Genomic DNA, 18565 nt, shown 5'->3' on the forward strand with positions numbered 1-18565 from the left:
GCAAGCGCGGTTCAGGAGACGGGGCTTATGTTCGAATTGGTAGATAACGCACCCTCGAGCAGTGCGGTCATCAAAGTGGTTGGCGTTGGCGGCGGTGGCGGCAACGCTGTTAACCACATGGTCGAAAGCAATATTGAAGGCGTTGAGTTTATCTGCGCCAACACGGACGCCCAGGCGCTGAAACGCTGTGCAGCGAAGACGGTATTGCAATTGGGTAGCGAAATCACTAAGGGATTAGGCGCAGGTGCCAATCCCGACGTGGGTCGTCAGGCGGCAATGGAAGACCGCGAACGCATTGCGGAATTGCTGGTCGGTGCTGATATGGTCTTCATCACTGCCGGTATGGGCGGTGGTACGGGGACCGGAGGCGCTCCAGTTGTTGCACAGGTCGCCAAAGAACTGGGGATCCTCACCGTTGCGGTAGTGACGCGCCCCTTCCCCTTTGAAGGGCCAAAGCGTATGCGCGCTGCTGAAGAGGGTATGAAAGAGCTCTCCGAGCACGTTGATTCGTTGATCACTATCCCCAATGAAAAACTGCTTTCCGTGCTGGGCAAGAATGCCACGTTACTGACGGCCTTCAGTGCAGCGAACGATGTGCTGCTGGGCGCTGTTCAGGGTATCGCAGAGCTGATCACCAGCCCGGGTATCATCAACGTCGACTTTGCTGATGTGCGCACCGTTATGTCTGAAATGGGCATGGCGATGATGGGTACCGGTGGTGCCACGGGCGAAAATCGTGCTCGCGAAGCCGCCGAGAAAGCGATCCGCAGCCCGCTGCTGGAAGATATCGATCTTCACGGCGCGCGCGGTATCTTGGTCAACATCACTGCGGGCCCCGATTTATCGATCGGCGAGTTCAACGATGTGGGCGCTACCGTTCAGGAGTTTGCGTCTCCGGATGCCACCATCGTCGTCGGCACCTCCATTGATATGGAAATGTCCGACGAGCTACGTGTCACCGTTGTCGCTGCTGGCTTGGATGGGCAAAAACCAAAGGCGGCCGCGCGTGAGCCTGCCCGCCGGTCAGCTGCGGAGTCATCCGATTACCGCAAATTGCAGCAGCCTACGGTGATGCGTCAGCAGGCAACTGCTCGCGCTGAAGCACCCGAAGCGACTGCAAAACCGCGTCCTGAAAAGCGCCGCGCTTCCGAAGCGGATGACTATCTGGACATACCCGCGTTTCTACGCCGCCAGGCGGATTGATTCTCGATACCAGGCTCATTGCAACAACGAGCGAGCGTTTTATTGGCTAAAACGCTCGTTTGCTGTTAAAGTGAACACTGTTTGATAACTTTTCCCCTGCGGTTATTACCGTCATTAGAGCTCGGCTACTATCCATGATCAGACAACGCACCCTACAAAACGTCATTCGCGCCACAGGAGTGGGCCTGCATTCTGGCAAAAAAGTCCACCTAGCTCTGCGTCCGGCGCCGGCCAATACTGGGATTGTGTTTGTCAGAACCGATTTGGATCCCGTTGTGCACGTTCCTGCCCGGGCAGAATTGGTTGAAGACACCAAACTATGCACGGCTCTTGTTTTAAACGGGGTTAAAGTAGCCACCGTTGAGCATCTGATGTCTGCCTTTGCTGGGCTGGGTATCGATAACGCCTATGTGGACGTCAGCGAACCTGAAGTGCCTATTATGGATGGTAGCGCGAGCCCATTTGTGTTTTTGATTCAGTCGGCGGGTATTTTGGAGCAGGATGCGGCAAAGAAATTTATTCGTATCAAGCACCGCGTAGCGGTGACCGATGGCGATAAAGAAGCGGTTTTCTTACCCCATCAAGGGTTCAAGGTCTCCTTTGCAATTGACTTTGATCATCCTGTTTTTGAGCAGCAGAAGCAGACCGCGTTGATCGATTTCTCGACTACGTCCTTCGTTAAAGAAGTTTCCCGTGCACGTACTTTCGGATTTATGCGCGACTTAGAGTTTTTGCGCTCTAATAATCTGGCGCTCGGCGGAAGTTTAGATAACGCCATTGTGGTGGATGATTACCGCATCGTTAATGAAGGCGGGCTGCGTTACGAAGATGAGTTTGTTAAGCACAAAGTATTGGATGCTATCGGTGACTTGTACCAGCTGGGTTATAGCTTGATCGGCGAGTTCCGTGGGGTAAAGTCGGGGCACGCTCTCAATAATCAGCTCTGCCGCGAATTGATGGCGCAGCCCGATGCCTATGAGATTGTCACCTTTGAAGAGGAAAAAGCGGTTGCGCCGATCTCTTATGCCGCACCTGCAATGGCGTGATTTAGCTAGCTTCGCTTTTTAATATTAGCGTTTTTTATTACTTTTTTGGTTTATAAAGCATCGCTTAGGCGGTGCTTTATGCTTTTAAGAGCAGGGCGATTTGGCTGGTAAGCCATGTTACTTGGTCGGCCGAGCATGAGATGCAAGCCGTTCCAAGGCACGTTTTAGCGCTGGATCGGCGGTGTCCTCAGCGCACTCGGAAAGGGTTTTGCCTGCGTCGGCCGACAGACTGCGCGTGTTACGCTTGGGTGCCACAAGAGGACGCACAGGGCGTACCTTAAAGGTAAAGCCGCTGACCCCTTCAAAGCCGGGCAGTTGATGGAGCAGTTCTAATAGGCGTCGTTGTTCAAAGCGTAACCACGTCAGCCAGCTCGCCTGGCCGCTAATCAGGGTTAAACGACCTTCGCTAAAGCCCCCCACAAAAATATGCTCCCGCATCTCTTCGGGCAAATGGGCGCGCAGGTGTCGTTGGGCCTGATCGATGAGACGAGACAGCCGCATTAATTGATTAATATCGCCCGACTTCGATAGCAAGCGGGCGATGGGCTGGGCGTGCGAACGCTTAACCTTTATACTCATACGCTTAATTCCCAGGGTGCTGCTGTTTTAGGCACCACCACGACTAATGACGTCGGCCACCTTCGCCGATGGCTGATTAGTTAACTTTACCACGCTCAGGAGCCGGTCTACAGCATGTCACCTACGCTTGATGTTCAATCAGCTTTGCCGCGGCGCCAGCGCCGTTACGGTTTAGCGCGTTGGTGGCTGGCCGGCCTGTTAGTGAGCTGCCTTTTACCCGCCAGTTTAAGCCCTACAGATGCATTCCGTGGTGGCGAACGTAGCGTTACTATCTGTTTCTGGGTGCCGGCGATTTTGCGTGCGCAGTCCCACTGGGTCGCCAAACGACGGCGTGCCCTGCAACGTTGGGCGAAAAGCCCTCAGCGCTTTGCCCCTGTACGGCGTCTATGTCACTGGCTAGCCCCGATGGCTGTGCTGGTTGCCGCGCAGGATGTCTTGACCCAGCGCGGCCCGCCTTCCCGCCAAGCCTGTCGTTAATACATCTACTTTGTGCATGCTGCACAGATAAGCAGCATGTACTGAAAGGGCAACGTCCGCTGGGACGCTCGTGAATATTTGGATATTTCATGCTTAATAATTTATTACGTAAAGTCGTGGGTTCTAAAAACGACCGCGATGTCAAACGCATGCACAAGAATGTGCCGCAGATTAACGCCTTGGAAACAGAGCTTGAGGCAATTAGCGATTCTGAGCTGCAAGGCAAAACCGCCGAGCTGCGCCAGCGCTTAGAAGCCGGCGAGTCGCTTGATTCGCTGTTAGCGCCCGCCTTTGCGATCGTGCGAGAAGCCAGTAAGCGCGTTATGGGTATGCGTCACTTCGATGTGCAGATGGTAGGGGGCATGACCCTGCACCGTGGCCGCATCGCTGAAATGAAGACCGGTGAGGGTAAAACCCTGGTGGCGACACTGGCGGTGTACCTGAATGCGTTGCCGGGTAAAGGGGTACACGTGGTCACGGTGAACGACTACTTGGCTCGCCGTGATGCCGAATGGATGCGTCCGCTGTATGAATTCCTAGGCTTGTCTATTGGCGTCATTTTCTCCGGTCAGTCGGGCGAAGAGAAGCGTCACGCGTACCAGTGCGATATTACCTATGGCACCAACAACGAGTTCGGCTTCGATTATCTGCGCGATAACATGGCGTTCTCGTTAGAAGATAAAGTCCAGCGCGGCCTGCATTATGCGATTGTCGATGAAGTTGACTCGATTCTTATCGATGAAGCGCGTACGCCACTGATTATTTCCGGCGCGGTAGATGAGAATACCGACCTCTATAAAGTCGTTAATCAACTTGCCCAGCAGCTTGAAAAAGGCGAAGAAATTGAAGATGAGGAGGCCACGGTCGTCGGTGACTTCTTGGTCGATGAGAAGCAGAAGCAGGTAGAGTTAACTGAGCAGGGACATAATAAAGTTGAAGAGTTGATGCGCGCTGAAGGCTTATTAGGCGACGAAGAGTCGCTGTATGCCGCGCAAAACCTTAACTTGCTTCAGCATATGCACTCGGCGCTACGCGCCCGCTATCTCTATCATCGTGATGTCGACTACATCGTCTCTGAAGGTCAGGTGGTGATCGTCGACGAGCACACCGGTCGCTCTATGCCAGGGCGCCGCTGGTCGGAAGGCTTACACCAGGCCGTTGAGGCCAAAGAGGGCGTCACGGTGCAGCGCGAAAGCCAGACGCTCGCCTCAACGACGTTCCAGAACTACTTCCGCCTGTATGAAAAGCTCGCCGGAATGACCGGTACGGCGGATACTGAAGCCTTTGAGTTTCGGCAAATTTACGGTCTTGACGTGGTGGTTATTCCCACCAACCGTCCATTGGCCCGTAAAGACCTCAACGATCTGGTGTATTTGAGCGCTGAGGAGAAGTACGAAGCGATCATCAAGGATGTCAAAACCGAGACCGAAGCCGGGCGCCCGGTGCTGGTGGGTACAGCGTCTATTGAGACATCCGAGTACCTTGCCAAGCTGATGCGCGAGGCGGGCCTGACGTTCAGTGTACTGAATGCCAAACAGCACCAGAGTGAAGCCGAAATTATTGCTCAGGCAGGCCGCCCAGGGGCGATTACGATCGCTACCAATATGGCCGGTCGTGGCACCGATATCGTTCTAGGCGGTAACTGGGAAGCCGAAGTTGCCAAGCTGCAAAACCCCAGTCAAGAGCAGGTTGAAGCGTTAAAAGTCGAGTGGCAAGCGCGTCACGATGGCGTTCTCGCCGCTGGCGGCCTGCATGTGGTGGGTTCTGAGCGCCACGAGTCCCGGCGTATCGACAACCAGCTGCGTGGCCGTGCTGGGCGTCAGGGCGACCCTGGCTCGACACGGTTCTTCTTGTCGCTTGAAGATAGCCTGATGCGCCTGTTTGGCTCTGACCGCGTCAAACGCTTGATGCAGGCATTGGGTCTTGAGCATGGCGAAGCGATTGAGCATAAGATGGTCTCGAACGCCGTTGAGCGTGCCCAGAAGAAAGTCGAAGGGCGTAACTTCGATATTCGTAAACAGCTGCTTGAGTACGATGACGTTGCCAACGATCAGCGCCGGGTGATCTACGACCAGCGCAATGAGATTCTGGCCGCGGACGATGTCGCTGATGCTGTCATTGGCATCCGCGAAGAGGTGATGGAGACGGCTATCAGCGACTACGTGCCGCCCCAAAGCCTGCCCGAACAGTGGGATCTGCCCGGCTTGGAAGCCCACCTGAAGACGGAGTTCAACCTTGACGCGCCGGTGGTTAAATGGGCCGCCGAGGATGATCGCTTTAGTGAAGAGCAGCTGCGTGAACGGCTGCAGACGATGCACCGTGAGGCCTATGCAGCCAAAATCGAGGCGGCAGGCGAGAAGCTGATTCGTCGCTTTGAGAAGCAGGTCATGCTGCAAGTGCTGGACACGCGTTGGAAAGAGCACCTGCAGTCGATGGATCATCTGCGTCGCGGTATTCATCTGCGTGGCTATGCTCAGAAAAACCCCAAGCAAGAGTACAAACGTGAATCCTTTGAACTCTTCCAGCATCTGTTAGAGCACATTAAAGCTGATGTGACGCGCATTCTGAGCCACGTGCAGGTTCGTCAGCCTGAGGAAGTTGATGCTCTTGAGCAGCAGCGCCGCGAGGCGCTGGCCCGGGAAACCGCCACAGCGGCTAGCCGTCATGACGCTCCGGCCCAGGAGAAGTCCGAAACCGAGCAGGAGGCGCCTGGTGTCGATGGTCGCCCTGTGCGCCGGGAAGGCCCGAAAGTGGGCCGCAACGACCCCTGTTTTTGCGGCTCGGGTAAAAAGTATAAGCAGTGCTGTGGAAAACTAAGCTAACGGCGCCCGTTTTTGAGACGGTCTGTGAAACGGTCTTTGCCTTAAGGAGAAAATCATGGCGGTTGGAAACACTCCCTTTCCAGAGTTGCCACCCCTAGAAGGGGTGCGCCTGGGGGTTGCAATGGCGGGTATCAAGAAGCCAGATCGCCGTGATGTGGTGGTGATTGAACTGCCCGAGACCGCGACGGTGGCAGGAGTCTTTACCCGTAATGCGTTCTGCGCAGCCCCCGTTTTGGTGGCCAAGCAACACCTCGAACAGTGCCGTGCAGAAAGCCGTTCGCCTCGCTTTTGGCTAATCAACACTGGCAATGCTAACGCAGGTACGGGTGAAGCAGGTTTGCGGGACGCAAGGGCGAGCTGTGCAGAACTGGCTAAACAAGCCGGTGTATCTGAGCAGGACGTTCTGCCGTTTTCAACCGGCGTAATTGGCGAGCCGCTGCCGATGGAGCGTCTGCTAGCGGGATTGGCACCGGCGCTTGAAAGCATGGCCAGCGACAGTGTTGCCTGGGAACACGCGGGTCAAGGCATTTTAACCACCGATACTCGCGCCAAAGGCGCTAGTGTCACGGTTGAAATAGGCAATCAGCAGGTAACGATTAACGGCATCACTAAAGGGTCTGGCATGATCAAGCCCAATATGGCGACCATGCTGGGTTTTGTGGTGACCGATGCAACTATTGAAGCGCCGCTGCTGGATCGACTGCTACGTGAAACCGTCGATCGCTCGTTTAACTGCATCACTGTGGACAGCGATACCTCCACCAATGACGCTTGTATGTTAGCGGCAACCGGCACTGGTCCTAGCATCGTCGATGATGAGCAAATAGCCGTTTTCAGCAACGCCTTGCAGCGAGTAATGACCGAACTGGCGCAGGCGATTATTCGCGACGGCGAGGGCGCGACGAAATTCGTTACCCTTCAGGTCGACGAGGCGAAAAGTCGTCAAGAGGCGCTTGACGTGGCCTTTACTGTTGCGCATTCACCGCTAGTCAAAACAGCGCTTTACGCTTCAGATGCTAATTGGGGACGTATTTTGGCCGCGGTAGGACGAGCGCCTGTAAGCGACTTTGATGTCAACCGTGTGGTGATTGATTTAGGCGATGTACGTCTAGTTGAAAATGGCGGGCGTGCTGCAGGCTATACCGAAGCGGCAGGCAGCGCCGTCATGGCCGAGTCAGAAATTACCATTCGCATTAACTTGGGGCGCGGCGAGGAAAGTGCCACGGTATGGACTTCCGACCTCTCCCATGACTATGTGTCTATTAACGCGGATTACCGCAGCTAGTCAGTCTCCCCCTATACGGGGCGTTGGTTGGCAGGGGTAGTGGGCACACGCAGCGAGATAGCACCGATGCCCTTAGCATTGGTGCGCGCAGTGGATAAAGACGTAACGAGTATATGAGTCTATGAGCATAAAGGTAAAACGACGGGTTCACGTCGCAGCGGCAGCGATTATCAGCGCCGATCAACAGCAAGTACTGATCGCTCGTCGGCCATCGAACGTCGATCATGGCGGACTTTGGGAGTTTCCAGGCGGAAAACTGGCTCCCTATGAAACCGGTCTTGAAGGGTTAAAGCGTGAGCTGCACGAAGAGCTAGGCGTTGAGATTGTTTGTGCTCAGCCGTTGATTCGCGTCCACCATGAGTACCCCGACAAGCATATCCTGCTCGATGTATGGCAGGTGCATGAGTTTGCTGGCGAGCCCTTTGGTCGTGAAGGGCAGGCGGTGCGCTGGGTGCCCATGAGTGAGCTCTCCAACTACCCCTTCCCAGCGGCTAATTTGCCGATTCTGCGAGCGGTAAGGTTGCCTACCGAGTATTTAATTACCGGGGAAGAGTTGGATGAGGCGCGTTTCGATGCGTTTTTGGAACGCGCGCTGCGTGAAGACAAGATTCGTCTGGTACAGCTGCGCGCCAAGCAGTTGGATGAATCGGCTTATCTGGCCCGTGCCCAGCGTGCATTAACTCTGTGTCGAGAGCACGGTGCGCGACTGCTGCTCAATGGAGAGCCAACGCTGCTTGATCACATTGACGCCGATGGCATTCATCTGACCAGCGAGCGGTTGATGCAGCTTGAGCGTCGTCCGATTGCCGAAAGCAAGTGGTTGTCGGCATCGACCCACAATCAAACGCAGCTGACCCAGGCGGCGGTGTTAGGCTGCGATTTTGTTAGCCTTTCGCCGCTGCGCACCACGCCGTCACACCCGGAAGTATTCCCGCTCGGCTGGCATGATTTCCAGCAGTTGGTAGAGCGCGCAGGCATGCCAGTATTCGCACTGGGCGGTATGACGCGCTTTGATGCCAATCATGCCCGTGCCGTGGGTGCTCAAGGGATTGCCTCGATCCGCGATTTCTGGAAATAACACACTAAACCAGAACGCATAAAGAGCGTTATGCAATGAAAAACGCCTGCCTCGGCATTTAGCCAAGGCAGGCGTTTTTTTCGTTTTTATCTTTTAGCTAAAGCTAAGCCCAAGCCTACTAGTCGCGGTAGCGGCGAGTCAGATCCCCATAAGCGTCCACACGACGATCGCGCAGGTAAGGCCAGATACGGCGGGTATTTTCACTGCGCGCCATATCAAGCTCAACGACTAACTGCTCGGTCGCTTCCCCCGCATGGGCCAATAGCTCACCTTGCGGCCCACAGACAAAACTACCCCCCCAGAACTGAATGCCATCGCCGACTCCAGAGTGATCCGCTTCAAAACCAACCCGATTGGCCACTAGCACAGGCAAACCGTTGGCCACGCCGTGGGCGCGCTGAATCACTGTCCAGGCATCTTTTTGGCGGTTCTTTTCTTCACCGTCGTCATTGGGATCCCAGCCGATTGCCGTGGGGTAGAGCAGTAAATCGGCACCGGCTAACGCCATAAGCCGGGCGGCTTCGGGATACCACTGATCCCAGCAGACCAAGACGCCGAGGCGACCCACGGATGTTTCGATCGGGGTAAAGCCCTCTCCGCGAGCGCTGTCATGATCACCTGGTGTGAAGTAAAACTTCTCATAAAATCCAGGATCATCAGGAATGTGCATCTTGCGATACTGGCCGACGCGACCTTTGGCGCGGTCATAGACCACGGCGGTATTGTGGTAGAGCCCCGGCGCGCGGCGCTCAAATAGCGAGCCGACCAGGACAATGTCCAGCTCTTTAGCGAGCGCCGCCAGACGTTGGCCGGTCGGGCCGTCGAGGGGCTCCGCCAGATCAAATAGGGCAGGGTCTTCAAATTGGCAGAAGTAGTGGGTGGCGTGCAGTTCTTGCAGCAGTACTAACTGCGCGCCTTGTGTAGCGGCGCTACGGATACCTTCTTCGCTTGCTGACAGGCTTTGGGCTTTGTCTGGCCACGCGGGTTGCTGCACAACAGCGACGGTTAGCGTTGTCGACATGGTGACTCCTCTAGCAAATAGCGGTCGTGGCAGGCGTGCCCCGGGCAAGCGTGCCTTTTGGCAGCTGCATGGTTAAACAGTGCAGGCTGCCATGTTGGCGAATAACGCTTACACACTCAATCGGAATTAGCGTGTGCTCGGGAAAAGCAACCGCTAGCGCGCTCAGTGCGGTGACGTCCGCCGGATCGCCGTAGGTAGGCACCAGTACGGCCTGATTGATGATCAGGAAATTCGCGTAGGTGGCGGGCAGGCGGTGGCCATCTTCCGGGTCAAAGCAGGCTTGGGGCCAAGGCAGCGGAATAAGCCGGTAGGGTTCGCCATTGCGTTGCCGGAAAGCCTGCAGCTCTTGCTCCATCGCCGCCAGGGCCGGGTAGTGCGGGTCGTTGGGGTCGTCACAACGCACATAGGCGATGGTAGTTGGGTTGCAGAAGCGAGCCAGGGTATCAATATGGCTGTCGGTGTCGTCGCCCTCTAAATGGCCGTTAGCAAGCCATAAAACACGGTCAACGCCGAAGTCCTCGCCAAGTTGCGCTTCTACCTCTGCTCGAGAGAGAGTGGGGTTGCGATTGGGGTTAAGCAGGCATGCTTCAGTGGTGAGCAGGGTGCCTTCACCGTCGGTTTCTATACCACCACCTTCCAGTACCAGGTTACGCGAGGCCACCGGGCATGCCCAAGCGCCTGCATCAGCAAGCCACTGGGTGAGGCGATTATCGTGCTCAGCAGGAAATTTCCCACCCCAGCCGGTGAAAATGTAATCGAGCATCACTAATTGGCCATCTTCATCGACCACGCTGATCGGACCATGATCCCGCGCCCAGGTATCGTCGGTGGGTGCGACAATAAGCTGCAGGCGTTCAGCGGGCACAGCGTAGGCGTGAAAAGTATCGGCCAAGCGCTGTTTGGTTAGTTCGTCTGGCACGCAAATCAACACGCGCTGATAGCGCGCGGTGGCAATCACAATGCGTTCGAGAGTCGCTTCGATACGGGCAAGCAGAGGCGCCCAATCGCCTTCTGGGCGTGGCCAGGTCAGTTGTATCCCATCTTGGGGATACCATTCGGGTAGCAAACGATACGTCATTAAAGCGCAGCCCCACGGTCAGCAGTAAATCGGCGCAATGTAGGGCGTGGCGGAGCAAGTTGCAAGCGTAACGTTTTTATTCTAAACGCTCACGGCGAAGGCCGCTCTAATGGCCGTTTGAACATGCAGAGAGACTAAAAAAACCGTACCATGAGCGCTTATTGATAAGGAATGACGCCATGCTTGATCGTTTGCCTTTTCTGGTGGGGCTGCGCTACGTGCGCGCTAAACGCCGGAACCACTTTATTTCGTTTATTTCGCTCACCTCGATGTTGGGGCTAATGCTGGGGGTCGCCGTACTTATTTTGGTGCTGTCGGTGATGAACGGCTTCGACCATGAGCTGCGCACGCGTATTTTGGGCATGGTGCCTCACGCTAAAATTGAGTCCCGAGTAGGCATGGTGGAGTGGGAGACATTAGCCGAAGAGTTGATGCAGCGCGAGCGGGTCATTGGTGCGGCGCCTTACGTTGAGCAGCAGGGTATGTTCTCCGTGGGTGGACGTAATCAGGGGGCCATGGTCAACGGTATCAACCCGGAGTGGGAAGACCGAGTGTCGATCATTGGTGAGCATATGCGCCAAGGTGAATTGACCGATCTGGTGCCCGGTGAGTGGCATGTGGTGCTGGGCTCAATGCTGGCACGCAACCTGGGCGTTGGCGTGGGCGATCGAGTGACGCTGCTGGTGCCTGAAGCATCGATTACCCCTGCGGGGGTCTTTCCGCGCTTAAAACGCTTTACCGTTAGCGGTATTTTTAGCGTCGGTGCCGAACTAGACGCTAATTTGGCTTACGCCAATATTGAAGATATGCAGACCCTGGCGCGCCTGGGTGATGCGGTTGGCGGGCTGCGTCTACAGCTGGATGATCTGTTTGCCGCCAGTAGCGAGACCCAGGCGATTCTCAATGAGCTTGGCCCGGAGTATCGGGGTAGCGACTGGACGTTCTCTCAAGGCAATCTTTTCCAGGCGATACAGATGGAAAAGCGCATGATCGCGCTGCTGTTGACGGTGATTATCGCCGTGGCGGCGTTTAATATCGTCTCGACGCTGGTCATGGTCGTCACCGATAAACGCGCGGATATCGCCATTCTGCGGACGATCGGTGCTAAACCGAGCTCGATTATGGGGATTTTTATTGTTCAGGGCATGGCCATCGGCTTTATCGGTATCGCCATTGGGGTGGCCGTGGGTGTGTTGCTGGCGCTGACCATCGCCGATCTAATTGGCTGGGTGGAAGGAACGCTGGGGATCCAGTTCTTGGATGCTGGGGTCTACTTTATTAGCGACCTTCCTTCTCGCCTGCAGTGGAATGATGTCAGTCGTATCGTTTTGGCCGCCTTTGGTCTGACGTTCCTGTCGACACTTTATCCCGCTTGGCGGGCGGCAAAAGTTCAGCCGGCGGATGTGCTGCGCTATGAATAACGGCTTCAGGAACAAGGATGACACGATGTCTATGAATTCGACGGCTATAAATTCTAAGCCCATCAATACTGGGCAAGAGGCGGCGGTAATGCTCGATTGTCAGTCGTTGACACGAACCTACAGCGAGGGCCCCCAGGATCTGACGGTACTGGACAAGCTCAATTTGCAGGTGCGCGCCGGGGAGCGGGTGGCCATCGTGGGCAGCTCGGGTTCGGGGAAGACAACATTACTAAATCTGCTGGGCGGTCTTGATCGCCCTAGTGAAGGCCGTGTGATTATTGCCGGTGAGCCGCTATCAGGGTTGAATGAAGCGGCGCTTGGCAGCTTTCGTAATCGCTACATCGGATTTGTGTATCAATTCCACCATCTGTTGGCGGAATTCACTGCACTCGAAAATGCGGCGTTACCGCTAATTATTCGCGGTCAGTCGAAAAAGGCGGCCGAGCAGCGGGCCATGCAGATACTCGAGCGGGTAGGCATGCAGCCGCGGGCGGATCATAAGCCGGGTGAGCTTTCCGGCGGAGAGCGCCAGCGCGTGGCCATCGCCCGTGCGCTGGTTACCGATCCTAGCCTGGTGCTGATGGATGAGCCCACGGGCAATCTGGATCAAACCACGGCGGCGACTATTTTGGCACTAATGGATGAACTGGCCAAAGAGAGCGCCTGTGCGTTCGTGATTGTGACCCATGACGTTAGCCTGGCGGCCCATCAAGACCGTGTGCTTAAACTGGATGCGGGTAAGTTGGTCGAGCAGGCCCCGGCGCTTTAACCGTCGGGATCATTCATTAAACCTTATCGTCAAATTCAGCTTCTATCTGCGCACGCCGCTGCCGACGTATCTGGCGGCGGCGTTTCCAGTTATGGGAGACGTGCCAGCGCCAGATCAAGCGAATGCCAATATTGACCACGATCGCTAATATGAGCGCTGTTACCAACGAGCCGACGATCAGCGGCGGCATAATGTCGTGCATCTGTTCGGCGATCCAGCGAGTTGAAATACGCGAGGGGGCCTCCCGTACAGGGGCGCCGAGGAGAAAGGTGCCAATCCAGTAGTTGCCGTAAAAAATCAGTGGCATCGTTAATGGATTAGTAATCCATACCAAGCCCACAGAGAGGGCTAAATTGCAGCGTGTTAGGCGCGCACCCAGCGCGGCAACGACCATCTGAAAGGGGATGGGCAGCATCGCGCAAAACACGCCCACGCTGAATGCATTGGCAACGCTTCGGCGAGTTAAAAGCCACAAACCCGGGTCTGCAATCAGCGGTGCCATAAAGCGTAGCGAGCGCTGTTTCCTGATAGTGTCGGGTTTGGGCATGTAGCGCTGCAGGAATCTGCGCGGCATGACGGATACTCTTGCCTATCGATGTGGCTCATTATCCATATCGAGCTGCCTTTCGGCTATGCTAGGCCATCAATGAAGCGTCGCCAGGGAGGGTTCTATGCGGTTAGGTGTTGCCATGCCAGCGGCGCTTGCGGCACTCGCAGGGGGGATGTTTGCCTGGTATTGCCACACCGCAGGGGTGACTCCAAACGCATTTGGCTGGGTGTTGGTAGCCGCGTTGCTGGTAATGGGGTGGCGCCCACGCATAGGTATATGGCTGCTAATCGGCGCTTGGGTCTTTATTAGCGTACAAGGTGAATGGGGGAGTCGCTTACCGGCGGGTCTAAGCGGAGAAGATATTGCCATTGAAGCAACCGTGTTGACCGCCCAGCCGGTGGGTAACGCCAAGCGTCTGCTGTTAAACGTTGATAAATGCCAAAGCTCTGCAAATAGTCAGGTACAACGCCCCAGCTGTTCCTCGCTCGCTAAGGTGCGCATAACCGCTTATAGCGATGAGCGATTTAAGCCCGGAGAGCGGTGGCAAATGACGCTGCGCTTGCGTCCTCCAAGTGGCTTTGCCAACCCTGATACCTTCGATTATGAGCAGTGGCTGTGGCGTGAGGGAATCCATGCCACTGGCTACCTGCGCCAGGAGCCAGCGCCAGTTCGGCTCTCGTCTGCTGATCCCTCGTTGCGCCAGCTATCGCTGGATTTTTTAGCCCGTCAGCCGCTCGACGAGCGAACCAAGCGCTGGCTGGCCGCATTGACGTTAGGCGATAGCGAACAGCTTACCCAAGACGACTGGTCGCTACTGAATGCCACCGGCACCACGCATCTGGTGGTAATTTCAGGCTTGCATGTCGGGCTGGTGGCCTCATTTGTACTGCTGCTAGCCAAGTCAGTCGCTCGGTTTGCAACGCCCACCAACTGGCGTATGCGCACCTGGCCGTGGTGGTTGGCAGCGCTAGCCTGTGTCAGTTACGCCACCCTTGCCGGGATGGCGCCGCCGGCTATGCGGGCGATGGTGATGACATTGATCGGGCTGTGGGTGCTGAGTGGCCGGCATGCGCCAGGGGCTTGGCAGGGCTGGTGGCTGGCACTCGGGGTGGTACTTATAGTCGATCCGCTAGCGCTATGGCGACCTGGCATGTGGCTGTCGTTTGTGGCGGTGGCATGGCTGATTATTATTTGGCAGGGGCGGCAGCGCCCTCAAGGGATAAAGGGTTGGTGCTGGGCGCTGGTGAGATCGCAACTGCTGCTGGCCCCGCTAATGGCTGCCGCCGTATTGGTGGCCTTTGGGCGAGTGGCCCCCGCCGCCCCATTGATCAATTTAGCCGCCGTACCCTGGGTGAGCTCGGTAATGGTGCCAACGGCGCTGCTGGGGTGGCTGCTGTCACCTATTCCCATGGTGGGAGAGATGGTATGGCAGCTGTTTGAGCAGGCGCTGAGCGTTTTTCACCTGTTGCTGACGTTTGCTGTGCAGCGTTGGCCACTATGGGAACCTGATCGGTCGTTAGCATATCCGCTTGCCTGTGGGTTGCTACTATTGTCGTTATGCTGGGGGCTGCCTGCCGTGCTACCAAGTTTACGCCTGGGAGCCACCACGCTGATCGTTGCGCTGCCCTGGTGGTCGCTTCCGCCATCGATTCCCCCCCATGCACTCAGAGTCAGCGTCCATGACGTGGGGCAGGGGCAGTTGATAGAGCTGCGTAGCGAACATTATCGCCTGCTCTACGACACAGGCCCGCGCTTTCGTAGTGGCTTTATGCCCTTGGAGACCTTGTGGTCGCCGGATCAGCAGTTTGATCAAGTGATCGTCAGCCACGCTGATAATGACCACGCGGGTGGTATTGAGGCATTGTTAGCCGACCACCGGGTCAGCCAGTGGATGACTCCTGCGGGGGAGGCGCTGCCAGTTGCCGGTATTGCTTGTCAGCGTGGACAAACATGGCAGCGTGACGGGGTGAGTTACCGTATTCTCTGGCCGCCCGCGGGTGATAACGATTTATCTGCCAACGACCGCTCCTGCGTGCTAGAGGTAAGCGTTGGTGAACAGCGACTGGTGATTACCGGAGATGTGGGCACTGAAGTAGAGCGTCGCTTTCTGCGTGAGGTGGAGCTGCCTGTCCGAGTTTTGGTGGCAGGGCACCATGGTAGCGGCACCAGTTCGGGTATCCAGTTCGTACGTTCCATCGCTCCTGAGCATGTGATATTTAGCGCCGGTCGGAGTAATGCGTTTCAACATCCGGTGGATGCCGTCGTGCGCCGTTTTCGCCAGCAGGGCAGCTGTCTATGGAGCACGGCCCATGACGGCGCACTGCGTTTTTGGCTAAACGCCGCCCAGCCCATCCAGATCGAAACGACGCGACCAGTGCCAGGAAGACGCAACCAGTGTTGAAGCGCGTCGCCATCAGGTAGAATTCCCCGCACTGCATACTATGGGCCCTAGGGTCTAGGCTAGGAGCGCGTGTGACTGATTCAGGTTGGGGTATTTATAAGCGGTTGTTGGGCTATGTGAAACCGCATTGGCGGGCTTTTGCGCTAGCGATAGTGGGCTTTGTGGTTTACGCCGCATCGAGTACGGCGCTTGCGGAAATGATGAAGCGCTTGATTGATGGCATTCAAAACCCAGATGCAGCGTTTCGGCTATTTCTACCGCTGTTTGTGATTATTATGTTCTCCGCTCGGGGGGTAGGTACTTTTTTAAGCACCTACTTCATGGCCTATGTGGGTCGCTACGTGATTCATACCCTACGTTGCGACGTATTTGCTCATCTACTCCATCTGCCAGGCTGGTTTTTTGATCATCACTCCAGTGGTCAACTGGTATCGCGGGTGACCTACCACGTTGAACAAGTCGCTGGGGCGGCCACCAAAGCGGTGACGATTATTCTCCGTGAAGGGCTATTCGTCGTCGGCCTGGTGCTCTATCTGCTCTGGACTAACTGGATGCTAACGCTGCTATTTTTGGGCGTGACGCCGATCATTGCCGTGGTGGTGAGCTACGTCAGCAAGCGCTTTAGGCGCATTTCAAAACGCATTCAGCACTCCATGGGTGATGTCACCCACATTGCCTCGGAAGCGCTGTCGGGCTACCGCGTAGTGCGCACCCACGGCGCTGAGCCGTATGAAAAACAGCGCTTTGAGCGGGTAAGCGAAGAGAATCGCCGTCAAAGTATGAAAGAAGCCATGACCCGTGCGGTCAGTTCCCCTGTGATTCTAATGTTGGTGGCCATCTCTATGGCGCTACTGGTTTGGCTGGCCATGGCACCCTCGCTGATGGAAAACATGACGCCTGGTGAGTTTGTGGCTTTTATTACCGCGGCTGCTCTGATGATCAAGCCGGTACGTCAACTGACCGAGATTAACGGTGAAATTCAGAAAGGCCTGGCGGCCGCGTCAGAGCTTTTCGGGTTGCTGGATATGACCCCTGAAGAGGATAGTGGCAAACACATCGCCAGCCGTTTAAGCGGCGATGTCGTGATCGATCATGTTAGCTTCCGCTACGCCGACGACCAGCCCGAAGTCCTGCACAATATTAATCTACGCATAGCGCCGGGCGAACTGGTGGCGATAGTCGGGCGTTCGGGGAGCGGCAAGTCCACTCTGGTCAGTTTGCTGCCGCGTTTTTACTGCCCCACCCAAGGCAGTATTACTATCGATGGCATTAATGTTGATGAATACGCGCTTGGCCCACTGCGCCAGCAGATTGCCCTGGTGTCGCAGCAGGTAACGCTATTTAACGCCTCGATTGCCGATAATATTGCTTACGGGGTGGCCAACCCTGATCCCCAGGCTGTTCAGGCTGCGGCTGAAGCCGCCTATGCCCATGAGTTTATCGATAAGCTTCCCAATGGTTATGCCACCACCGTGGGTGAAAATGGTGTGATGCTCTCGGGCGGCCAACGCCAGCGGCTGGCGATTGCCCGGGCGATCTTTAAGGATGCGCCGCTACTGGTGCTGGATGAGGCCACTTCCGCGTTGGATACGGAATCCGAGCGCTATATTCAAAAAGCCCTTGAGCGAGTCTGTGAGGGGCGCACCACGCTGGTCATCGCCCACCGCCTCTCTACTATAGAGCGAGCTGACCGCATTGTGGTGATGGATCAGGGACGTATTATCGAAGAGGGCTCGCATCAGGCATTGCTGGAAGCCGATGGCGCCTACGCAGCGCTGCATCAGCTGCAGTTTCAAGAAGCGCCATGAGCCTTGCCAAGAGAACGCTGTCGGAGCGCTGGCTGCAAGGCGCTTACCAGGGCAGCCGCTGGCTATCGCCGCTGAGGCCGTTAGGGGCGCTGTACCAGTGGGCCATGGCGCGGCGGGAGCGGGAGTACTCTAGTGGCAAAAAAGTCACATGGAGGGCGCCGGTGCCGGTTATCGTGGTAGGCAATATCACCTTGGGAGGGACGGGTAAATCGCCGCTGGTGGCGTGGCTAGCTGGTTGGCTGGTGGCCCAAGGCTGGACGCCAGGTATCGTTAGCCGCGGCTATGGCGGAAAAGCGCCCAGTTACCCGCTACTGGTCACTGCTGACACTAACGTTGCCGAAAGCGGTGATGAGCCGCTGATGCTGGCACAGCAGACGGGACTGCCGGTGGTCGCAGATCCTAATCGTGTGCGCGGGGTTCAGGCACTGGTAGAAAAGGGCTGCGATATTATCTTGAGCGACGACGGTTTGCAGCACTTGGCGCTGGATCGAGATATTGAGTTGGTGGTTGTGGATGGTGCCCGTGGATTGGGCAACGGGCGCTGCCTGCCCGCCGGGCCGCTGCGCGAGTCGCCCAGCCGGTTGCAGCGTGTTGACGCGGTGATCGTCAACGGCGAATCACAGCCCTCTCTGCCGCTTACTCCGTCTATTCTGCAGTCAGCCACCACTATGCAGCTGGCGCCGCTATGCTGGCGCCGCCTTGATGACGGCGCACGTTTTCCGCTTGCGCCACTGCCGTTTACGCTGCCGGTGCACGCGGTGGCAGGTATCGGGCATCCCGAGCGTTTTTTTCGTACACTCTCCGCGTTGGGTGTTGAGGGCGAGTGGCACCCGTTGGCCGATCACCAGCACTTTAGTGCGGACGCGCTAAGCTTTGCAGATACCCGCCCAGTGATTATGACCGCTAAAGATGCCGTTAAGTGTTACGCCCTGGCCCCGCCTAACAGTTGGGTATTAGATGTGGAGGCAACCCTTCCACCCGAATTTGAGCACTGGCTGGCAGCGCGGCTGTCGGCACTTTCCTAAAG

General features: G+C 56.4%; 15 protein-coding genes. 11 read left to right on the plus strand and 4 right to left on the minus strand.

The window, feature by feature from the left end; genetic code table 11:
* Window positions 1–27 precede the first annotated feature (27 nt).
* Together ftsZ and lpxC are read left to right on the plus strand one after the other, a co-directional pair.
* Window positions 28–1203: a cell division protein FtsZ gene (gene ftsZ, locus KF947_RS20205; protein ID WP_133730480.1), complete on the plus strand. Its 1176-nt coding sequence runs from the start codon at window positions 28–30 to the stop codon at window positions 1201–1203.
* 134 nt (window positions 1204–1337) lie between these two features.
* The gene (gene lpxC, locus KF947_RS20210; protein WP_133730481.1) at window positions 1338–2249 is read left to right on the plus strand and encodes a UDP-3-O-acyl-N-acetylglucosamine deacetylase; all 912 of its coding nucleotides are present in this window, start codon (window positions 1338–1340) and stop codon (window positions 2247–2249) included.
* Window positions 2250–2366: 117 nt separating this feature from the next.
* Here lpxC and KF947_RS20215 read toward each other — a convergent pair whose 3' ends face one another.
* Window positions 2367–2828 (minus strand): DUF721 domain-containing protein, encoded by a 462-nt coding sequence (locus tag KF947_RS20215; protein WP_227404924.1) that lies wholly within the window; start codon window positions 2826–2828, stop codon window positions 2367–2369.
* Window positions 2829–2942: 114 nt separating this feature from the next.
* Here KF947_RS20215 and KF947_RS20220 point away from each other — a divergent pair, with 114 nt between their 5' ends.
* The 4 genes from KF947_RS20220 to KF947_RS20235 all read left to right on the plus strand — a co-directional run bounded on the left by KF947_RS20220 (window position 2943) and on the right by KF947_RS20235 (window position 8490).
* The gene (locus tag KF947_RS20220) at window positions 2943–3305 is read left to right on the plus strand and encodes a hypothetical protein (protein ID WP_227404925.1); all 363 of its coding nucleotides are present in this window, start codon (window positions 2943–2945) and stop codon (window positions 3303–3305) included.
* An 89-nt stretch (window positions 3306–3394) separates the two neighbouring features.
* The gene (gene secA / locus KF947_RS20225) at window positions 3395–6127 is read left to right on the plus strand and encodes a preprotein translocase subunit SecA (RefSeq protein ID WP_227404926.1); all 2733 of its coding nucleotides are present in this window, start codon (window positions 3395–3397) and stop codon (window positions 6125–6127) included.
* Between the two features lie 55 nt (window positions 6128–6182).
* On the plus strand, window positions 6183–7412 hold the full coding sequence (argJ, locus tag KF947_RS20230) for a bifunctional glutamate N-acetyltransferase/amino-acid acetyltransferase ArgJ (RefSeq protein ID WP_227404927.1): 1230 nt from the start codon (window positions 6183–6185) through the stop codon (window positions 7410–7412).
* 121 nt (window positions 7413–7533) lie between these two features.
* The gene (locus KF947_RS20235) at window positions 7534–8490 is read left to right on the plus strand and encodes a Nudix family hydrolase (RefSeq protein ID WP_133730486.1); all 957 of its coding nucleotides are present in this window, start codon (window positions 7534–7536) and stop codon (window positions 8488–8490) included.
* A gap of 118 nt (window positions 8491–8608) precedes the next feature.
* On the opposite strand, the gene KF947_RS20240 is transcribed toward KF947_RS20235, so the two are convergent.
* Together KF947_RS20240 and KF947_RS20245 are read right to left on the minus strand one after the other, a co-directional pair.
* Window positions 8609–9511 (minus strand): carbon-nitrogen hydrolase, encoded by a 903-nt coding sequence (locus tag KF947_RS20240; protein WP_133730487.1) that lies wholly within the window; start codon window positions 9509–9511, stop codon window positions 8609–8611.
* 10 nt (window positions 9512–9521) lie between these two features.
* Entirely contained in the window at window positions 9522–10589 is a 1068-nt protein-coding gene (locus tag KF947_RS20245) for an agmatine/peptidylarginine deiminase (protein ID WP_133730488.1), read from the minus strand.
* A 179-nt stretch (window positions 10590–10768) separates the two neighbouring features.
* On the opposite strand from KF947_RS20245, the gene KF947_RS20250 reads away from it, so the two are divergent.
* Complete coding sequence (locus tag KF947_RS20250; protein ID WP_227404928.1) at window positions 10769–12010, plus strand: lipoprotein-releasing ABC transporter permease subunit; 1242 nt, start codon at window positions 10769–10771, stop codon at window positions 12008–12010.
* Between the two features lie 25 nt (window positions 12011–12035).
* Window positions 12036–12779, plus strand: coding sequence for an ABC transporter ATP-binding protein (locus KF947_RS20255; RefSeq protein ID WP_227404929.1), 744 nt, complete (start codon window positions 12036–12038; stop codon window positions 12777–12779).
* Between the two features lie 16 nt (window positions 12780–12795).
* On the opposite strand, the gene KF947_RS20260 is transcribed toward KF947_RS20255, so the two are convergent.
* Window positions 12796–13353 (minus strand): DUF2062 domain-containing protein, encoded by a 558-nt coding sequence (locus KF947_RS20260; protein ID WP_227404930.1) that lies wholly within the window; start codon window positions 13351–13353, stop codon window positions 12796–12798.
* Between the two features lie 97 nt (window positions 13354–13450).
* On the opposite strand from KF947_RS20260, the gene KF947_RS20265 reads away from it, so the two are divergent.
* The 3 genes from KF947_RS20265 to lpxK all read left to right on the plus strand — a co-directional run bounded on the left by KF947_RS20265 (window position 13451) and on the right by lpxK (window position 18563).
* Entirely contained in the window at window positions 13451–15730 is a 2280-nt protein-coding gene (locus KF947_RS20265; protein WP_227404931.1) for a DNA internalization-related competence protein ComEC/Rec2, read from the plus strand.
* Between the two features lie 71 nt (window positions 15731–15801).
* A complete protein-coding gene (gene msbA, locus KF947_RS20270; protein ID WP_227404932.1) occupies window positions 15802–17538 on the plus strand; it encodes a lipid A export permease/ATP-binding protein MsbA in 1737 nt (578 codons plus the stop codon).
* A complete protein-coding gene (gene lpxK / locus KF947_RS20275; protein ID WP_227404933.1) occupies window positions 17535–18563 on the plus strand; it encodes a tetraacyldisaccharide 4'-kinase in 1029 nt (342 codons plus the stop codon). Before msbA ends, lpxK begins: the two co-directional genes overlap by 4 nt.
* Window positions 18564–18565: the final 2 nt, after the last annotated feature.

The sequence above is a fragment of the Halomonas sp. FeN2 genome (assembly GCF_020595105.1).
Taxonomy (GTDB): domain Bacteria; phylum Pseudomonadota; class Gammaproteobacteria; order Pseudomonadales; family Halomonadaceae; genus Vreelandella; species Vreelandella neptunia.

Bases quoted from the DNA above. Each gene is read 5' to 3' on its own strand.
- ftsZ (WP_133730480.1), top strand. From the start codon at position 28: ATGTTCGAATTGGTAGATAACGCACCCTCGAGCAGTGCGGTCATCAAA.
- lpxC (WP_133730481.1), top strand. From the start codon at position 1,338: ATGATCAGACAACGCACCCTACAAAACGTCATTCGCGCCACAGGAGTG.
- KF947_RS20215 (WP_227404924.1), bottom strand. From the start codon at position 2,828: ATGAGTATAAAGGTTAAGCGTTCGCACGCCCAGCCCATCGCCCGCTTG.
- KF947_RS20220 (WP_227404925.1), top strand. From the start codon at position 2,943: ATGTCACCTACGCTTGATGTTCAATCAGCTTTGCCGCGGCGCCAGCGC.
- secA (WP_227404926.1), top strand. From the start codon at position 3,395: ATGCTTAATAATTTATTACGTAAAGTCGTGGGTTCTAAAAACGACCGC.
- argJ (WP_227404927.1), top strand. From the start codon at position 6,183: ATGGCGGTTGGAAACACTCCCTTTCCAGAGTTGCCACCCCTAGAAGGG.
- KF947_RS20235 (WP_133730486.1), top strand. From the start codon at position 7,534: ATGAGCATAAAGGTAAAACGACGGGTTCACGTCGCAGCGGCAGCGATT.
- KF947_RS20240 (WP_133730487.1), bottom strand. From the start codon at position 9,511: ATGTCGACAACGCTAACCGTCGCTGTTGTGCAGCAACCCGCGTGGCCA.
- KF947_RS20245 (WP_133730488.1), bottom strand. From the start codon at position 10,589: ATGACGTATCGTTTGCTACCCGAATGGTATCCCCAAGATGGGATACAA.
- KF947_RS20250 (WP_227404928.1), top strand. From the start codon at position 10,769: ATGCTTGATCGTTTGCCTTTTCTGGTGGGGCTGCGCTACGTGCGCGCT.
- KF947_RS20255 (WP_227404929.1), top strand. From the start codon at position 12,036: ATGTCTATGAATTCGACGGCTATAAATTCTAAGCCCATCAATACTGGG.
- KF947_RS20260 (WP_227404930.1), bottom strand. From the start codon at position 13,353: ATGCCGCGCAGATTCCTGCAGCGCTACATGCCCAAACCCGACACTATC.
- KF947_RS20265 (WP_227404931.1), top strand. From the start codon at position 13,451: ATGCGGTTAGGTGTTGCCATGCCAGCGGCGCTTGCGGCACTCGCAGGG.
- lpxK (WP_227404933.1), top strand. From the start codon at position 17,535: ATGAGCCTTGCCAAGAGAACGCTGTCGGAGCGCTGGCTGCAAGGCGCT.